The 15,373-nt window shown below is 68.1% G+C and carries 15 protein-coding genes; 12 read left to right on the forward strand and 3 right to left on the reverse strand.

All coding sequences use genetic code 11. The annotated features are described in order from the left end of the window. Nucleotides 1-27 precede the first annotated feature (27 nt). From AB0M45_RS14925 to AB0M45_RS14940, 4 genes are all read left to right on the forward strand, one after another. Nucleotides 28-675 carry a TetR/AcrR family transcriptional regulator gene (locus AB0M45_RS14925; protein ID WP_364328069.1) on the forward strand — a complete coding sequence of 216 codons (648 nt, stop codon included), beginning with the start codon at nucleotides 28-30 and terminating at the stop codon, nucleotides 673-675. Nucleotides 676-791: 116 nt separating this feature from the next. Continuing rightward, the gene (locus tag AB0M45_RS14930) at nucleotides 792-2,261 is read left to right on the forward strand and encodes a cytochrome P450 (protein WP_364328072.1); all 1,470 of its coding nucleotides are present in this window, start codon (nucleotides 792-794) and stop codon (nucleotides 2,259-2,261) included. Next, entirely contained in the window at nucleotides 2,258-2,443 is a 186-nt protein-coding gene (locus AB0M45_RS14935; RefSeq protein WP_364328075.1) for a ferredoxin, read from the forward strand. Before AB0M45_RS14930 ends, AB0M45_RS14935 begins: the two co-directional genes overlap by 4 nt. A gap of 125 nt (nucleotides 2,444-2,568) precedes the next feature. Continuing rightward, a complete protein-coding gene (locus tag AB0M45_RS14940) occupies nucleotides 2,569-2,802 on the forward strand; it encodes a hypothetical protein (protein ID WP_364328078.1) in 234 nt (77 codons plus the stop codon). A 53-nt stretch (nucleotides 2,803-2,855) separates the two neighbouring features. Here AB0M45_RS14940 and AB0M45_RS14945 read toward each other — a convergent pair whose 3' ends face one another. Beyond that, nucleotides 2,856-3,617, reverse strand: coding sequence for a uracil-DNA glycosylase (locus AB0M45_RS14945; RefSeq protein ID WP_364328081.1), 762 nt, complete (start codon nucleotides 3,615-3,617; stop codon nucleotides 2,856-2,858). A 256-nt stretch (nucleotides 3,618-3,873) separates the two neighbouring features. Here AB0M45_RS14945 and AB0M45_RS14950 point away from each other — a divergent pair, with 256 nt between their 5' ends. From AB0M45_RS14950 to AB0M45_RS14975, 6 genes are all read left to right on the forward strand, one after another. Then, nucleotides 3,874-4,317, forward strand: coding sequence for a GyrI-like domain-containing protein (locus AB0M45_RS14950; RefSeq protein WP_040782680.1), 444 nt, complete (start codon nucleotides 3,874-3,876; stop codon nucleotides 4,315-4,317). Then, complete coding sequence (locus AB0M45_RS14955; protein WP_364328084.1) at nucleotides 4,314-4,748, forward strand: effector binding domain-containing protein; 435 nt, start codon at nucleotides 4,314-4,316, stop codon at nucleotides 4,746-4,748. Before AB0M45_RS14950 ends, AB0M45_RS14955 begins: the two co-directional genes overlap by 4 nt. Nucleotides 4,749-4,997: 249 nt before the next feature. Then, on the forward strand, nucleotides 4,998-5,771 hold the full coding sequence (locus AB0M45_RS14960; RefSeq protein ID WP_364328087.1) for a hypothetical protein: 774 nt from the start codon (nucleotides 4,998-5,000) through the stop codon (nucleotides 5,769-5,771). Beyond that, nucleotides 5,761-7,896 carry an Rv1355c family protein gene (locus tag AB0M45_RS14965; protein WP_364328090.1) on the forward strand — a complete coding sequence of 712 codons (2,136 nt, stop codon included), beginning with the start codon at nucleotides 5,761-5,763 and terminating at the stop codon, nucleotides 7,894-7,896. The genes AB0M45_RS14960 and AB0M45_RS14965 overlap by 11 nt, the downstream gene beginning before the upstream one ends. 43 nt (nucleotides 7,897-7,939) lie before the next feature. Beyond that, on the forward strand, nucleotides 7,940-9,781 hold the full coding sequence (locus tag AB0M45_RS14970) for an EAL domain-containing protein (RefSeq protein WP_364328481.1): 1,842 nt from the start codon (nucleotides 7,940-7,942) through the stop codon (nucleotides 9,779-9,781). Between the two features lie 115 nt (nucleotides 9,782-9,896). After that, a complete protein-coding gene (locus AB0M45_RS14975) occupies nucleotides 9,897-11,024 on the forward strand; it encodes a glycosyltransferase (protein ID WP_364328093.1) in 1,128 nt (375 codons plus the stop codon). Between the two features lie 29 nt (nucleotides 11,025-11,053). On the opposite strand, the gene soxR is transcribed toward AB0M45_RS14975, so the two are convergent. Next, complete coding sequence (gene soxR, locus AB0M45_RS14980) at nucleotides 11,054-11,539, reverse strand: redox-sensitive transcriptional activator SoxR (RefSeq protein ID WP_195132043.1); 486 nt, start codon at nucleotides 11,537-11,539, stop codon at nucleotides 11,054-11,056. 128 nt (nucleotides 11,540-11,667) lie between these two features. On the opposite strand from soxR, the gene arcA reads away from it, so the two are divergent. Next, nucleotides 11,668-12,957 (forward strand): arginine deiminase, encoded by a 1,290-nt coding sequence (gene arcA, locus AB0M45_RS14985; RefSeq protein ID WP_364328097.1) that lies wholly within the window; start codon nucleotides 11,668-11,670, stop codon nucleotides 12,955-12,957. 7 nt (nucleotides 12,958-12,964) lie between these two features. Continuing rightward, the gene (locus AB0M45_RS14990) at nucleotides 12,965-13,324 is read left to right on the forward strand and encodes a GntR family transcriptional regulator (protein WP_364328100.1); all 360 of its coding nucleotides are present in this window, start codon (nucleotides 12,965-12,967) and stop codon (nucleotides 13,322-13,324) included. 97 nt (nucleotides 13,325-13,421) lie between these two features. Here AB0M45_RS14990 and AB0M45_RS14995 read toward each other — a convergent pair whose 3' ends face one another. Then, entirely contained in the window at nucleotides 13,422-14,966 is a 1,545-nt protein-coding gene (locus AB0M45_RS14995) for a phospholipid carrier-dependent glycosyltransferase (RefSeq protein ID WP_364328484.1), read from the reverse strand. Between the last annotated feature and the right edge of the window lie 407 nt (nucleotides 14,967-15,373).

Raw genomic sequence — 15,373 nt, forward strand, 5'->3', positions numbered from 1 at the left:
GGCCGCGTGAATGCTTAGCATCGGAATGTGGAGCCAGGATCATTGCTGAAGGCGCGGGCCGGCGGGAAGCTGCACGGCGGTAACCATGGGATCGCGCCGGAAGAGGTGGTCGCTGCGCAGCGGGCCCGCATGGTGGTGGGGATGATCGAAGCCGCCGCGCAGAAAGGGTATGCCGCGGTGACGGTCGCGGACGTGCTCGTCCGTGCCTGCGTCTCGCGGATGACGTTCTACCAGCATTTCGCGAACAAGGAAGCATGCTTTCTCGCCGCATACGACATGGCCGTGGAGATCGTGATGACCCGGATCGGGACTGCGCTCACGGCCGACGGTCCCGTGCTGGAACGCATCGACCGCGCTTTGGACGCATACTTCTCGACGCTCGCGCAAGAACCCGAGGTCGCGAAGGTTTTCCTGGTGGAGGTGTACGCGGCGGGAACGGCGGTGCTCCAGCAGCGACTGGCGACACAGGCCGGTTTGGTGGATGGGTTCGCCGCGGCACTCGGCGCGAGCCTGCCGGATCAGCGTGTGATGGCCGAGGCGGTGATCGGCGCGGTCGTCACGCTGGCGACCAATCGAATCGTCGCGGGGGATTTCGACGGCCTACCGGGTTTGCGGGAACCACTGATGTCGCAGCTGATCACGAAGCTGGTGCAGAAGGATCCGGCCGCTCGGTGAGGCGAGCAGCGTCGAGCGGCCGCCTGTGCCGGTCCTCGCGGCGCTCGCCCGAGGACGCCGAGACCGCTGTTTCCTATATGGTCGAACCGTCGCAGTGTCGCGAAGGGATGACGGCCATGAGTCTGCTTGTGCCCCAATCGATCAACGAGGTCTCCGGTACGGTCCGCCAGGCGCGGGCCACGTGGGCCTGGCATGCGCAGCGGGCGGCCGCGCGGCTCACCGAACGTTATCCAGCCCCGGTCCGGCCGCTGGCCGATCCGCCGCCGGGCAGCGGACTGAAACCGGTGCCCGGCGACTTCGGACTGCCTGGAATCGGCTACACCTTGCAGGCGTTGGCCGACCCGATCCAGTTCGCGCGGACGAGATCGGAAAAATTCGGTCCGATCCAATGGTTCGGCCTGCTCGGGCGCCGCATGGTCGGGATCGCCGGCCCGGAGGCGCTGGAGGCGGTGATGCTGGACCGGAACAAGGCGCTGTCGGCCCAGCGCGGCTGGGAATTCCTGATCGGCCCGTTCTTTCGCGGCGGGCTGCTGCTGCGCGATTTCGACGAGCACCTGTTCCATCGGCGCATCATGCAGCAGGCATTCACCCGGCCGCGATTGATCGGCTATTTGGACCTGAGCACGCCGCGGATCACCCGCGGCATCGCGGACTGGCGGCCGGGTGCGGACTTCCGCGTCTACCGCGCGATCAAGAAACTGCTGCTCCAGCAGGCCACCGAGGTCTTCGCGGGCGCCGAACTCGGTGCGGAGGCCGCCCGGCTCGAGCGTGCCTTCGAGGACGCGGTGCGCGGTGGGGCGGCGCTGATCCGGACCAACGTCCCTGGTGGGGTGTGGGCCCGCGGCTTGCGCGGGCGGCGGGTTCTCGAGGAGCACTTCCGCCGCGCGTTGCCCGCCAAACGGGCGGGCAACGGCAACGACTTGTTCAGTGTGCTGTGCCGGGCGAGCACCGAGGACGGCGAGACCTTCACCGACGCCGAGGTGGTCGAGCACATGATCTTCGTGATGATGGCCGCCCACGACACCAGCACCATCGCCGCGTCCATGCTGGTCTACGAACTCGGCAGACATCCGGAATGGCAGCAGCGGCTGCGCGCCGAATCCGTCGCGCTGGGCAAGCCCGCGCTCGGCTACGACGATCTCGACCGGTTGCCCTCGCTCGATCTCGCGTTCAAGGAGGCGTTGCGGATCTATTCGCCGGTGGCCCAGCAGATCCGCGAGACGGTCACCGGCACCGACATCCTCGGCTACTACGTCCCGAAAGGGACGCTCGTCCTGTGCGGCACCTACGCCATCATGCGCACCGAGGAGTACTGGCATGATGCCGACGAGTTCGACCCGGAGCGTTTCGCCGACCACCGCCGCGAAGACAAGTCCCATCGTTTCGCATGGGCGCCGTTCGGCGGCGGCGCGCACAAGTGCATCGGACTCTACTTCGGCGGTATGACGGTGAAAGCCCTTGTGCACCAAATGCTGTTGCGATACCGCTGGACTGTCCCGGACGGTTACCGGGTGCCGCTGGTCGCTGGGACCGGCCCCGTGCCGGTCGACGGCCTACCGATCCGGCTGGAGCGGATCGGCCGATGAGGATCATCGCCGACCGCACCGTCTGTGCGGGCCATGGCATGTGCGAAGCGCTGGCGCCCGACTTCTTCCGCGTCGGTGCCGACGGAATTGCCGCGCCGGTCGCCGACACGGCCGCCGCGGAGCCCGAGCTGCTCGAGCTCGTCGTGGACAGCTGCCCCGTGCAAGCGCTACGCCTGGCCTGAAGTCTCCGAACCAGGGACCACCGCATCCCAGGGTCTGCCTGCCGCGCTCCGTTTTGCGTCGTCTCTTGCGGGTACCGCGAATCTCGACGAGCTGTCCATCGACTCGAGAGGACCGGTGATATCCCATGGCCACCTGCGCGACCTGCGGTAACGAGTACGACAAGACATTCACCATCACCCGGGACGGTGAATCCGCCATCTTCGACAGCTTCGAATGCGCGATCAACGCGATGGCCCCGACGTGCACGCACTGTTCGTGCCGAATCCTGGGGCACGGCGTCGAGGCGCGCGGTGACTACTTCTGCTGCGCGCACTGCGCTCACGAGGCAGGTCACCCTGCCCTGGTCGACCACGTGTGAGCGAGCGTCAGCGGGTGCGGTCGTGAGTCACTGAACCACCGGTCCGGACCGGCTCACTCGCGCGGAGCGGCCGCCGCTGATCGGATGCCGGCGGCCGCGGCCGCGTCGCCGAGCACCGCCTCGAGCATGGCCGGGGTGAGTCGTCCGGTGAAGGTGTTCTGCTGGCTCACGTGATAGCAGCCGAACAGTTGCAGCGGCGTCCGTTCCACGTCGGCCGCGGCCAGTTCCACGTGTGCGCCGTGGCCGAATTTCGGTCGCGGGCGCGGCACGACCCAGCCCGCCCGTGCCAGCACCGGGAACAGCGCCTGCCAGCCGAACGCGCCGAGCACCACCACCGAGCGCAAGGTCGGGGTCAGCAGGCGAACTTCGGTGTCCAACCAGTGGCTGCACCGGTCGCGTTCGGCCGGGGTCGGCTTGTTGTCCGGCGGTGCGCAGTGCACCGGCGCCGTGACCCGCACGCCGGTCAGCAGCAGGCTGTCATCGATGCTCGTCGACGTCGGCTGGTTGGCCAAGCCCACGGCGTACAGCGCGGCGTAGAGCACGTCCCCGCTGCGATCGCCGGTGAACATGCGCCCGGTCCGGTTGCCGCCGTGCGCTGCGGGCGCGAGGCCGACGATGAGCATGCGCGCGTCATCCGGTCCGAATCCGGGGACCGCACGCCCCCAATAGGTTTGGTCGCGAAAGGCGGGGCGCTTCTGCTCGGCCGCGAGTTCGCGCCAGGCGACCAGGCGTGGGCAGGCGAAGCAGTCCGCGACCGCGGCGTCGAGTTCGGCGATGCTGCGGCACACGCGGCCGGAGATCGAGCTGTTGTTCATCAGAACTCCGTTCGGTGGTGCCGTAGGTTCGGCGAACCGGACGATCATGCCCACTATGCATCAAATCGGTTGTTCATAGCCGATCCGTCCCATCCGGACCGACGCCGTCGGACATCTGTCCAGTTCAGCGGCGTGACGGGACGGATATCGAGCCGGACATGTGATCGGTACCACCCGGTCCGGGTTGGTAGCATGGCGGTTCCGACCGACCGGATGCGGGGTAGCTCACCGCCGGCTTCATTCGAAAGAGTCTTCCATGCAGTTTGAAATCGTCGAGCGGGACGAGACGTGGGTTGCCGGGTTGCCGGTGCGCAGCCCAAAGCGTGCGCTCGGGGAACTGCGTGACCGCGACCTGGAGGCCGCCTGGGCGGCCGTGCTGCATCAGGAACTCGGCGGACCGCTGGCCAGCGCCTACACCGATTACAGCGGTGAACTCGGCACCTACAACACGCAGATCGTCGGCTATCAGTGCGCGTCCTTCGACGACGTCACCCGCGGGCACCTGGTGGCACGCCTGCCGCGCGGCGCCTATGCGCGGTTCTCTTCGGTCGGTAACTTCCCGCAGGTGATGACCGACTTGTGGACGCAGATCGCCTACGCCGAGGAGCACAACCAGATCAAACGGACCTATACCGGCGATTTCGAGTGCTATCCGCACGCCTACAAGATCGATCTCTACCTGGCGGTCGAAGCGCGATGAGCTATGCGATCGTGGTGCGCGCCGAGGCGATCTACGGCGGGTTGGTGGTCCCGCGGGTGCGCCCGAGCTTCAAGGTCAGCAACAGCGACCTGATCGAGTTCCTCAAGGACCGGCTGCGCGACCGCGCGGGCGAGGATCGCCCGATGTACACGGTGTACGTGCCGGACCCGGCCGGCAACTACAACGCGGTGGTGTGCTTCGAGTACCCCTCCGCGGATGCCGTGCCGGTGGGCGACGTCCTGGTACGGGTGCCGAAAGGTGTCTACGCGCGTTTCGCGCCGAACGGCGACTATCACGATCCGGTGGAGGACGTGTGGGCGCAGGTCGACGACGCGACGGCGTCGGCCGAGATCACCCGTGCCTACCGTGAAGAGATCGAGATCTGGCACGGACCGCAGTCGGTGGAACTGTTCATAGCCATCCTCGTATAGCTTGCTGGGCGGTAGCTGGAGCAGAACCGACTGGTCTCCCCGTTATTTCCGATATTGATCACAGGGCGTCTGACCTGCGAAAACATTATGTGTACCGCAGAGTTTTCGGAAGATTTGCCGGACGGCTGGTCAATTTCTGTCGGATGACGGATACTGCCCTGGGCAACTTCATCTCGGCTCATGGGCCGTGGGGTGCTGCACGAGGCTGGGCTATCGCGCATAACAGCGCGGCGATGGAGTAGGAACAACATGGCTGTGGATCTGATTGCAGTCGTGCCGACGAACTCCCTGGGGCGGGGAGGGTTTCGGTATTACGACGCGCAATCCGAGTGTGCGTTCTTTGTCGCCGAACCGAGCGTTCAGCCGGAGCTCTGGCACCGGTACCTGGACGGTGCGCTGGAGGTCTACCAGCGCTTCGGAGTCGAGCAGGCGCTCGAATACGAGTCGGTCACCGATGGTCGATCGACATCGCTGTTCTTCGCGGCGCTCGACGCGGGTGGCGAGATGGTCGCCGGCGTGCGGATGCAAGGCCCGTATACCGCGGCGCGGCAGGCGCACGCACTGGTCGAATGGGCGGGTCACCCTGGAGCGGACGAGCTGCGCGGGATGATTGCCGATCGGATACCGGAGGGTGTGGTCGAGGCCAAGGGTGCGTGGGTCGCTCGTGCCGCGCCCAACCGCGCCGAGTTGAGCGCGGCCATCTCGCGCACGGTGCTGCACGCGGCTCGCCTGCTCGGCGCGCGTTACGGTTTCGCCACGGTGGCGTCGTTCACCGTGGGCCGGCATCAGTCCTGCGGCGCGGTGCCCGCCGAGGGGATCCCGGCGGTTCCGTACCCGGACGAGCGCTACCGGACCGTGCCGCTGTGGTGGGATACCCGGTCCTACTCGGCATTTGCCGAGGAATTGCAGCGGTCCCTGGTTCGGGTCGAGCAGAAGGCGCTCGGCATACCGGCTGCCCGACCACCCGATGGCCTGTGTGGGCGCGTCCGGGGAACCGGGGATCGGCGCCGACATGGGTGGTGACCCGAGCCGAATGGCGCCGCACCGGCCACTGATCCTGGACGGCGCCGATCCGTGCGATGCTCGAACGCTCGCCACGCTGCGCGACGATCCGCGCATCGAATTCACCGACCTGCGTGGGTCGCTGCGTGCCGAGCTCGGAAAAATGGTTGCCGCCCCGGATATCTCGGAGGGCCTCGAGGCGGACCGGTGGATCCACTTTCCGTGGCGCGCCGCCGTGATCGGATTGCCCGGCCCGCGGACATTACGAATGATTCGGCTGGATCGCAATCGGAACAAACTCACCAGAGCCGAACAGGATCGTCTTGCCGAAAGCACGATCGGGATCATCGGGCAAAGCGCCGGACACGCGATCGCGCATCTGCTCGCACTCGAAGGCATTTGTGGCGGGCTGCGTTTGGCCGATCTGGACGAAATCGAGTTGTCCAATCTCAACCGCGTTCCGGGAACGCTGTTCGACATAGGCGTCAACAAAGCGGTCGTGACGGCGCGGCGTATTGCAGAACTGGATCCCTATCTGCCGGTGGAGATCTTCGCCGCCGGAGTCGACGAGAATTCGGTGGACGCTTTCCTGGACGGCCTGTCCGTCGTCGTCGAGGAATGTGATTCGCTCGATATGAAGCTGGTGGTCCGCGAGGCGGCTGCTCGGCACGGCATTCCATTGCTCATGGAGACCAGCGACCGTGGTTTGCTGGATGTCGAGCGTTTCGATCTCGAACCCCAGCGTCCGGCATTCCACGGGCTGCTCGGCGACATTCGCGCAGCAGATCTGCGCGGGTTGACGCCGAGGGAGAAGGCGCCGTTCGTGGTGAAGCTGCTCGGCGCCGCCGGGCTGTCGCCGCGGCTGGGTGCCAGCATGGTCGAAGTCGGGGAGACGGTGACCAGCTGGCCGCAGTTGGGCGGCGACGTCACCCTCGGGGCCGCGAGTGTGGTCGCCGCCGTGCGGCGGATCGGCCTTGGTATGAAGCTGGATTCCGGCCGAGTCCGGGTGGACGTGGAACGGCATCTCGACGAGCTGGCCGACCCGCCGCCGACCGACGAACCGATCTGGGCCGAGGTCGCGCCGGAATCGGCCGCCGGGCCTGTTGACAGCGTGCTGGCCTGCGCGCAGCGGGCGCCCTCCGGGGGAAACATGCAGCCGTGGACGCTGCGCGCCGGGTCCGGCGACATACACATCGAGCTGGCTCCGGAGTGCAGCTCCGCGATGGATGTCGGCTACCGCGGCAGCGCCGTCGCGCTCGGCGCAGCCTTGTACAACGCGCGGGTGGCCGCGGCCGCGCACGGCATTCTCGGCCCATACGAGTTCAGCGAGGGCGCCGCGGGGTCCGGCGAGCTTGTCGCGCGGCTGCGGCTGGGCGGTGAACGCAATCCGGCGCTCGCCGCCGACTATCCGGCCGTGCTGCGCCGCGCGACCAATCGCCGGGTCGGTACCGGCGCCCCGCTGGCCGACGGGGTGCTGGATTCCCTTGCGGCGGTCGCCGAATCGGCCGGTGCGCATCTGCGCGCGGTGGTGGACCGGCTGGGAATCGAAGAAGCTGCCCGTTTGCTGGGCGATTCCGATCGAATCCGCTATCTCACGCCCCGGTTATACGAGGAAATGCTTGCCGAAGTTCGGTGGCCGGACGACGATCCGGACACCGGGATCGATGCGCGCAGCCTCGAACTCACCGATGACGAGTGGGCGGCGTTCGAGATCGTCACGCGCGCCGATGTCATGGCACAGTTGCGCTCCTGGTCCGGGGGTGCGGCTCTGGGGAAATACACCGCCGACCGCGTGCGATCCAGCTCCGCCATTTTGGCCGTGACATTCGACGGCAACGACCCCGATTTGAGCGACTACGCCGAGGCGGGGGCGGCGGTCGCGCAGGTTTGGGTGCAGGCCGAGCGCCTCGGATTGTGTGTGCAACCGATTTCGCCGGTATACCTGTACGCCCGACGCCCGGGCGAACTTACCGCGATTTCCCCCGACTTCGCGGATACACTAGCGTCACTTCAAGGTCGTTTCCTGAACCTGCTGGAAGTGCCCGAGCATGAGACCATGGCGTTGGTGCTTCGCCTGAGCTATGCCTCCGCCGCCACCGTACGCAGCCGGCGGCGTCCGGTGCTCGGCGTGGACGCCAGTAGTTAGCGCGATCGGAGACAATGTGCCACGGCGGACACTCGACTCATTGGTGACTCAGGTCGCCTCCGAGCTCATGGGTGTGGACGCCACGACGATGGTCGCCGCCACCGAGCGTGTGCTCGCTCAATTGGTCGAGTACTTCGACGTGGACTTCAGCTATGTGCGACACACCGACCGCGAACGTCGAGCAACCGTACTCATCGCGGAGTGGCCGCACCGGCAGAACGTACCGGACCCCGACCCGCTCGGCGTGATCTATTTCGAGAGCGCCGACCCCGTATTCCGTGCGCTGGAAAACGCGACCGAGCCCTTGGTCGCGCGTCCGACCGCGCAGTTCGCCGATTACCAGGAGACCGTCCGCCGGGCCTCCGGCATCGCGGGAGTCACCTCGGCCGCCGTGCCGCTGCTGTCCCGGGGCGAGCCGACCGGCGCGCTCGGGTTCGTCAAAGCGGGTGATCGAGAATGGAGCAATCGCGAGCTCAACGTGCTGAAGGCCATCGCGGCGCTCTTCGCGCAATTGCAGGCGCGGGTCGTAGCGGAGGAACGGCTCCGATATATCGCGCTGCACGACGATTTGACCGGTCTGGCGAATCGACGCGCGCTGCTCGAGCACATGGAAGAACGACTAGGCGCGGGCAGTCCAGGTCCGGTGGCCGCGTTTTTCCTCGACTTGGATCGCCTGAAGGCACTCAACGATTTCCTCGGTCACACCGCCGGGGACAACTTCATTCGCACGCTGTCGACGCGGTTGCGGGAGAACCTGGACCCGAACGACATGATCGCCCGGCTCGGCGGCGACGAATTCGTCATCGTTCCCGCCAAACCCATGGACGCGGTGGCCGCGGAGTACGAGGCCAACCGCATCCAGCAGTTGATCGCCCGGCGTGTCACCGTCGGCGGCGAGTCCGTCAGCCGGGGCGCCAGCGTCGGAGTCGCGCTCGGCATTCCCGGTGAAACCACCGTCGCGGACGTGCTGCGCCGCGCCGATCACGCGCTGCTGTCGGCGAAGTCGGGTGGTGGCAACGGTGTCGCGGTGTTCACCGACGCCATGCGCGCCCAATTCGAGCTCCAGGACGATGTGGAACTCAATTTGCGCGGCGCGGTGTCGGACGGTTCGCTGCTGCTGCATTATCAGCCCGAAGTCGATCTGCGCACCGGCCGCATCGTCGCGCTGGAGGCGCTGGTGCGCTGGTTGCATCCGACCAGGGGGTTGTTGCCGCCCGCCGCGTTCGTCACCGTCGCAGAGGCCACCAATCTGGCTGGTGAGCTGGGGCGCTGGGTGATCCGGTCGGCCTGTGCGCAATTCGCCGAGTGGCGTCGCCGCGGCATGGCGGGGAATGTCGTGATGCGGATCAACGTGTCGCCGGTGCAACTGGTCAGCCTCGATTTCGTCGAGCGCATCGAAGACATCCTGCGCCTTTTCGGCATCGACGGAAGCTCGGTGTGTCTGGAGATCACCGAGCACGTCGTGGTCCAAGATCTGGCCAGGACCCAGGTCACCTTGCGTGGACTGAAGCGGATGGGCGTGCAGATCGCCATCGACGACTTCGGCACCGGGTACAGCTCGCTGTCGCATCTCAAAGCGCTGCCGGTGGACGCGGTGAAGATCGACCGCGGCTTCGTCCAGCGCCTCGGCGCAAGCACCGACGACCTGGCCATCGTGAAATCCATCATCGGGCTGGCCGGTTCCTTCGGGTTGGGCGTCGTCGGCGAGGGCGTCGAGACGGCGGTGGCCGCGCGCACCCTGGTCGGCCTCGGGTGCTATCGCGCCCAAGGGTTCCTGATCGCGCGACCCATGCCGGCCGAACAGGTCGAATCGCATCTCGAGGCGGGCCGGATTCCGCTCGACCTCGATCTGCCCCGAGCCGGTCGCGGGCTGCCCGCGCACTGACCGGACCGCACGCCGTGGTCGTATTCCCGGGTCGAATCGGCTGGTTTCCTGTTCTTTCACAGCTGTTCACGTGTCGTTCGGCGCAGGTAACGCGATCCGCTGCACGATCGGCGACGTGCGCATAGTTCAGCTGGCGAACTTCTACGGCCCGCGTTCGGGTGGGCTGCGCACCGCGCTGCACCACCTGGGCGAGGGCTATGCCGCCGCCGGGCATGAGGTGGTACTGATCGTGCCCGGTCCGCGACGGTCGGAAGAGATCCTGCCCACCGGGGTCGTGCGGATCACGCTGCCCGCCTTGGCTATTCCGTGGACCGGCGGCTACCGGGCCGCGGACCCGCGCCGGGTGGCCGACGTTCTGGCCGGGTTGCGGCCCGACGTGCTGGAGGTGTCGGATCGGCTGACGTTGCGCGGATTCGGTCGCTGGGCGCGGCGGCGCGACGTGACCGGCGTGATGATCTCGCACGAGCGCCTCGACCGGCTGCTCGGCCAGGTGCTGCCCGGTCCGGTAGCGCGGCGCTGCGCGGACGTGGCCAACCGGCATACCGCCAGCGAATACGACATCGTCGTGTGCACGACGCGATTTGCCCGCGAGGAATTCCTGCGGATCGGCGCTTCGAACGTGGAGCTGGTCCCGCTGGGGGTGGATCTGGAGTTGTTCAGCCCGCGGCGGCGTGACCGCAGGCTGCGTGCCGATCTCGGGGTGCCGGGACATCCGCTGCTGGTGCACTGCGGCCGGTTGTCGGTGGAGAAGCGGGTGGATCGCAGCATCGAGGCGGTCGGCGCGCTGCGCGAAGCGGGCATCGAGGCACGGTTGGTGGTCGCGGGAGACGGTCCGCGGCGGGATGCCTTGCAGCGGCGGGCACGGGCGCTGCCCGCGCTGCCGGGTGGGGTGCCCGCCGTGCATTTCACCGGTTTCATCTCCGACCGGGCGATGGTCGCGAAACTGCTAGCCACCGCGGATGTCTCGCTGGCGCCGGGTCCGCACGAGACGTTCGGGCTGGCCGCGCTGGAGGCGCTCGCGGCGGGCACGCCGGTGGTGGCGAGCCGGTCCTCGGCGCTGGCCGACATCGTGACCGCCGACTGCGGCGCGGTCGCCGCCGACCATCCGTCCGCGTTCGCGCAGGCGGTCACCGACGTGCTGGCGATGCCGCGGGCCGGGCGGCGCAGGGCCGCGCGCAGCCGCGCCGAGCAGTTCACCTGGCCGCGGGCGGTGGCGGGCATGCTCGCGGTGCTCGGCCGCTAGCCGTCACGGTGTGCACGGCCGATCGCGGTTCAGCAGGCCGCCGGTTTCGACGGGCAGTTCAGGTGCACGTCGAGGACGCGCGCGCCCGGCCCTTCGGAGCCGAGCCGGTCGTGCTCGTTGACCAGACGGCAGCTGCCAAGCGACAGGCAGCCGCAGCCGATGCAGCCGGTGAGGTTGTCGCGTAGGCGAACCAGTTGGGTGATCCGGTCGTCGAGATCGGCACGCCAGGCGGTCGACAGGGTCTCCCAGTCGCGCCGGGTGGGGGTGCGGCCTTCGGGCAGCTGATCGAGGGCGGCCCGGATCTCGCTCAGCGGTATGCCGACGCGCTGCGAGATGCGGATGAAGGCGACCCGGCGCAGCGTCTCGCGAGCGTACCTCCGTTGGTTGCCGCTGGTGCGTCTGCTGGTGATGAGACCTTCGCGTTCGTAGAAGTGCAACGCGGAGACCGCGACTCCACTACGCTCGGAGAGCTGGCCGGGGGTCAGCTCTTTCGCTCGCCAATCGGCTGTCGACATGCACACTCCTCCAGTCACCTCAACAATACTTCAGGTTACGTGGAGCCGGAGGCGGATTCGGCAGCACGGGTGATCAGCACACGCAGCAATTGCGTGCTCTCCGGGCCGCGGCGAACTACGGTCTGATCATGGGAGCAGATGCTGTGTCCGCGCGGCGCGAGGGCCAGGGCCCGCAGGGACCCGAGCAGGACGATGCGCGCCTCGCGGTGACCTCCGAAGTGGGTTCGTTGCGTACGGTGCTGCTGCACCGGCCCGGCAACGAGCTGCGCAGGCTGACGCCGCGCAACAACGATCAACTGCTGTTCGACGGCATTCCCTGGGTGGAACGCGCGCAGCAGGAGCACGACACCTTCGCCGACGTCCTGCGCGAACGCGGCACCGAGGTGCTGAAGCTGGCGGACCTGCTCGCCGAGACGCTCGCGGTCAGCGGCGCCGCCCGCATCCAGGGCATCTCGGCCGCGGTCGACGCGCGCAGGCTCGGGCACACGCTGGCCGACGAGCTGGCCGCCTTCCTGCGCGGGGTCCCGGCCAGGGAACTGGCCGAGATCCTGATGGCGGGCATGACGTTCGACGAATTGCCGTTCGGACCGGACGCCGCCTCCCTGGTCCGCCGCATGCACCACGGCGCGGACTTCGTCATCGATCCGCTGCCCAATCTGCTGTTCACCAGGGATTCCTCGTTCTGGGTCGGTCCGCGGGTCGCGATCACCTCGCTCGCACTGCCGGCCCGGCATCGCGAGACCTCGCTGACCGATCTCATCTACGCCTTCCACCCCCGCTTCCTCGGGGTCCGGCGTGCCTACGAATCGCACACCGCTCCGATCGAGGGCGGTGACGTGTTGTTGCTGTCCGACGGCGTCGTCGCGGTGGGCGTCGGGGAGCGCACCTCGCCCGCGGGGGCGGAAGCGTTGGCCCGCAGCCTGTTCGACGACGACCTCGCGCACACCGTGCTGGTGGTGCCGATCGCGCAGACCCGCGCGACCATGCACCTGGACACGGTGTGCACCATGGTCGACGCCGACGCCGTCGTGATGTACCCGGCGGTGCGGGACTCGCTGTGCGCGTTCACGATTCACAAGGAGGACGACTACGGCGGACGGCAGGGGGGCGGCCGGGTCGCCATGCGCGGTCCCGACCCGTTCCTGCCCGCGGCCGCCGACGCGATGGGCATCGGCAAGCTGCGGGTGATCGACACCGGGCTCGACGGCGTCACCGCCGAACGTGAGCAATGGGACGACGGCAACAACACCCTCGCCCTGGCCCCCGGCGTGGTGGTGGCCTACGAGCGCAACGAGATGACCAACGCCAGACTGGAGGACGCGGGCATCGAGGTGCTGCGCATCCCCGGTTCGGAATTGGGTTCCGGCCGCGGTGGACCCCGCTGCCTGTCCTGTCCGCTGTCCCGAGACGACGTGTGAGCCCGCGATGTTCACCATCACGGTGTCGCACGAGTCGGCCGTGCCGCCCTACGAGCAGCTGCGCCTCGGCATCATCGCCCAGGTGCGGTCCGGCGAGCTGACGGCCGGAACCAAGATCCCGACCGTCCGGGCGCTGGCCGCCCAGCTCGGTCTCGCCCCGAACACGGTGGCCCGGGCCTACCGTGAGCTGGAAGCCGACGGAGTGGTCGAGACCCGGGGGAGACAGGGGTCGTTCATCGCGTCGTCGGGTGACCCGACGCGGGACGTGGCAGGACGGGCGGCCACCGCGTACGTCGCGACGGTGCGCAGATTGGGGTTGGACGACGCCGCGGCGCTGCGCTACGTGCGGGCGGCGCTGGAAAGCTGAACAACCAGCGATCAGCCACATCGGCCCAACTCCCGCTTTCGAGCGAAGCGAGACCGAGCATGCCGCGAACACGCAGCGCCGCAGGCGCTGCTGAACACTATCGCCAGCTGGGTAGCCAGAGGTGGTCGTGCCAGTTGCCCGGTGTGATCGGCAGGGCGGTGAGGATGGGCCAGAGCCAGATGAAGTTGGCGATCACCAGCCCGAGATACAGGCATACCGCGAGCAGGCCGAGGCTGCGCCGTTCGCTGGGCGGAGCCGACAGGTAGGTCCCCGCGGGGCTGCGCGGTATCGGGCTCGGGCGCGCCGGGCCCAGGATGTCGCCGAGCACCAGCGCCACGCCCATCACCAGGAACGGAGCCATCGGGACGGCGTAGAAGTAGTACATCTGCCGGTCGAGCGTCGCGAACCAGGGCAGCAGTGCGGCGCCGTAGGCGACCAGCACCGCGCCGTAGCGCCAGTCGCGGCGGACCACGGCGCGCCACAGCATCCACGCCAGCACCGGAACCGCGATCCACCAGAGGGCGGGCGTCCCGATCAGCATCACGGCCTTCACGCACTGGGTCTGGCCACAGCCGGTGACACCGCTGTCGGCGTAGTAGTACAGCATCGGGCGCAGGCCCATCGGCCAGGTCCAGGGCTTGGACTCCCAGGGGTGATGGTTGCCCGCCGAGTTGGTTAGCTCGGTGTGGAATTCCAGCGATCTGGCGTTGAAGTACCACAGCGAACGCAAGGCGCCCGGCACCACGTGCGACCAGAATCCGCCGGTGCCGATCGAGTCCGTCGGAGCCGATGGATTGCCCGGCATGTACCGATACACGCCGGTCTCGCTGGCGAACCAGGCCCAGTAGCCGGCCAGGTAGACCCCGAGCGGCACGAGCACCAGCGCGGACAGCGCTGGGCCGATATCGCGCACGGCGACGCCGAGCCAGGGGCGGCGAACTCCGTAGGCCCGCCGCGCCGAGAGATCGAAGTAGACGCTCAGCAGGCCGAAGGCGGCGATGAAATAGATGCCGGACCACTTGGTTCCGCAGGCCAGCCCGAGCAGCACGCCCGCACCGAAGCGCCACCAGCGCACGCCGAGCCGCGGTCCCCAGTCCGTCAGGCCGATCCGGCCCTCGGCGTCCGCCCGGGCGATCCGGTTGCGGACCTCGTCGCGGTCGACGATGAGACAGCCGAAGGCGGCGGTCACGAACAGCGCCATGAAGATGTCGAGCATGCCGATGCGCGACGAGACGAAGGTGAGCCCGTCGGCGATCAGCAGGATGCCCGCGATCGCGCCGATCAGGGTGGAGCGCGCCATCCGGCGCACGATCCGGATCACCAGCAGCACCAGCACTGTTCCGGCGACGGCGGCGGTGAAGCGCCAGCCCCAGCCGTTGTAGCCGAACATCGCCTCGCCGATCGCGATGAGCTGTTTGCCGACCGGCGGGTGCACCACCAGCCCGTAGCCGGGATTGTCCTCCACCCAGCCGCCGGTGAGCATCTGCCAGGCCTGCGGGGCGTAGTGCTTCTCGTCGAACACGGGGGTGCCCGCGTCGGTCGGATAGTTGAGCATCGTGAACCGCGTCACCGCCGCGATCGCGGTGAGGAACGCCGTCACCAGCCACCCCCGCAACCGGTCGGTCGGCCCGAAGTCGGGCATGGGCCGCAGCGGCGCCGGACTCGACCAGGAGGGCGCGGTCCCGAACCGTGCGGTCGCACGCTGGTCGGTCACCTGAGTCACGCCCCGATCGTATGCTCCCCCGCCTCTCCCGGTCTTCAGGCCGTACCAGTTGGGTGCCGAGGGATTTGCGTTCAGGTGCTGCGTTCGGGATCGCTCGGGTTCTGGGCGTACCCGGTGAGTTACCTATGTACTTGCGAGATCAGGTGTTGCGTGCGGCGCAATCAGTGGCTGCGTGCTCCGGGTTCCGGAGGCAGACTTCGGGTCTGCTGCGGGGGTGAGTGAGATTCGTCTCGGACGCATACATGTTCCGTGGTCGCCCGGGCTGGCGCGTGGAGCTGCGTCGCGGTCGCACGCTGGTCGGCCACCTGGGGCCACGCCCCGATCGT

The organism is Nocardia sp. NPDC051787 (genome assembly GCF_040681325.1).
Classification (GTDB): domain Bacteria; phylum Actinomycetota; class Actinomycetes; order Mycobacteriales; family Mycobacteriaceae; genus Nocardia.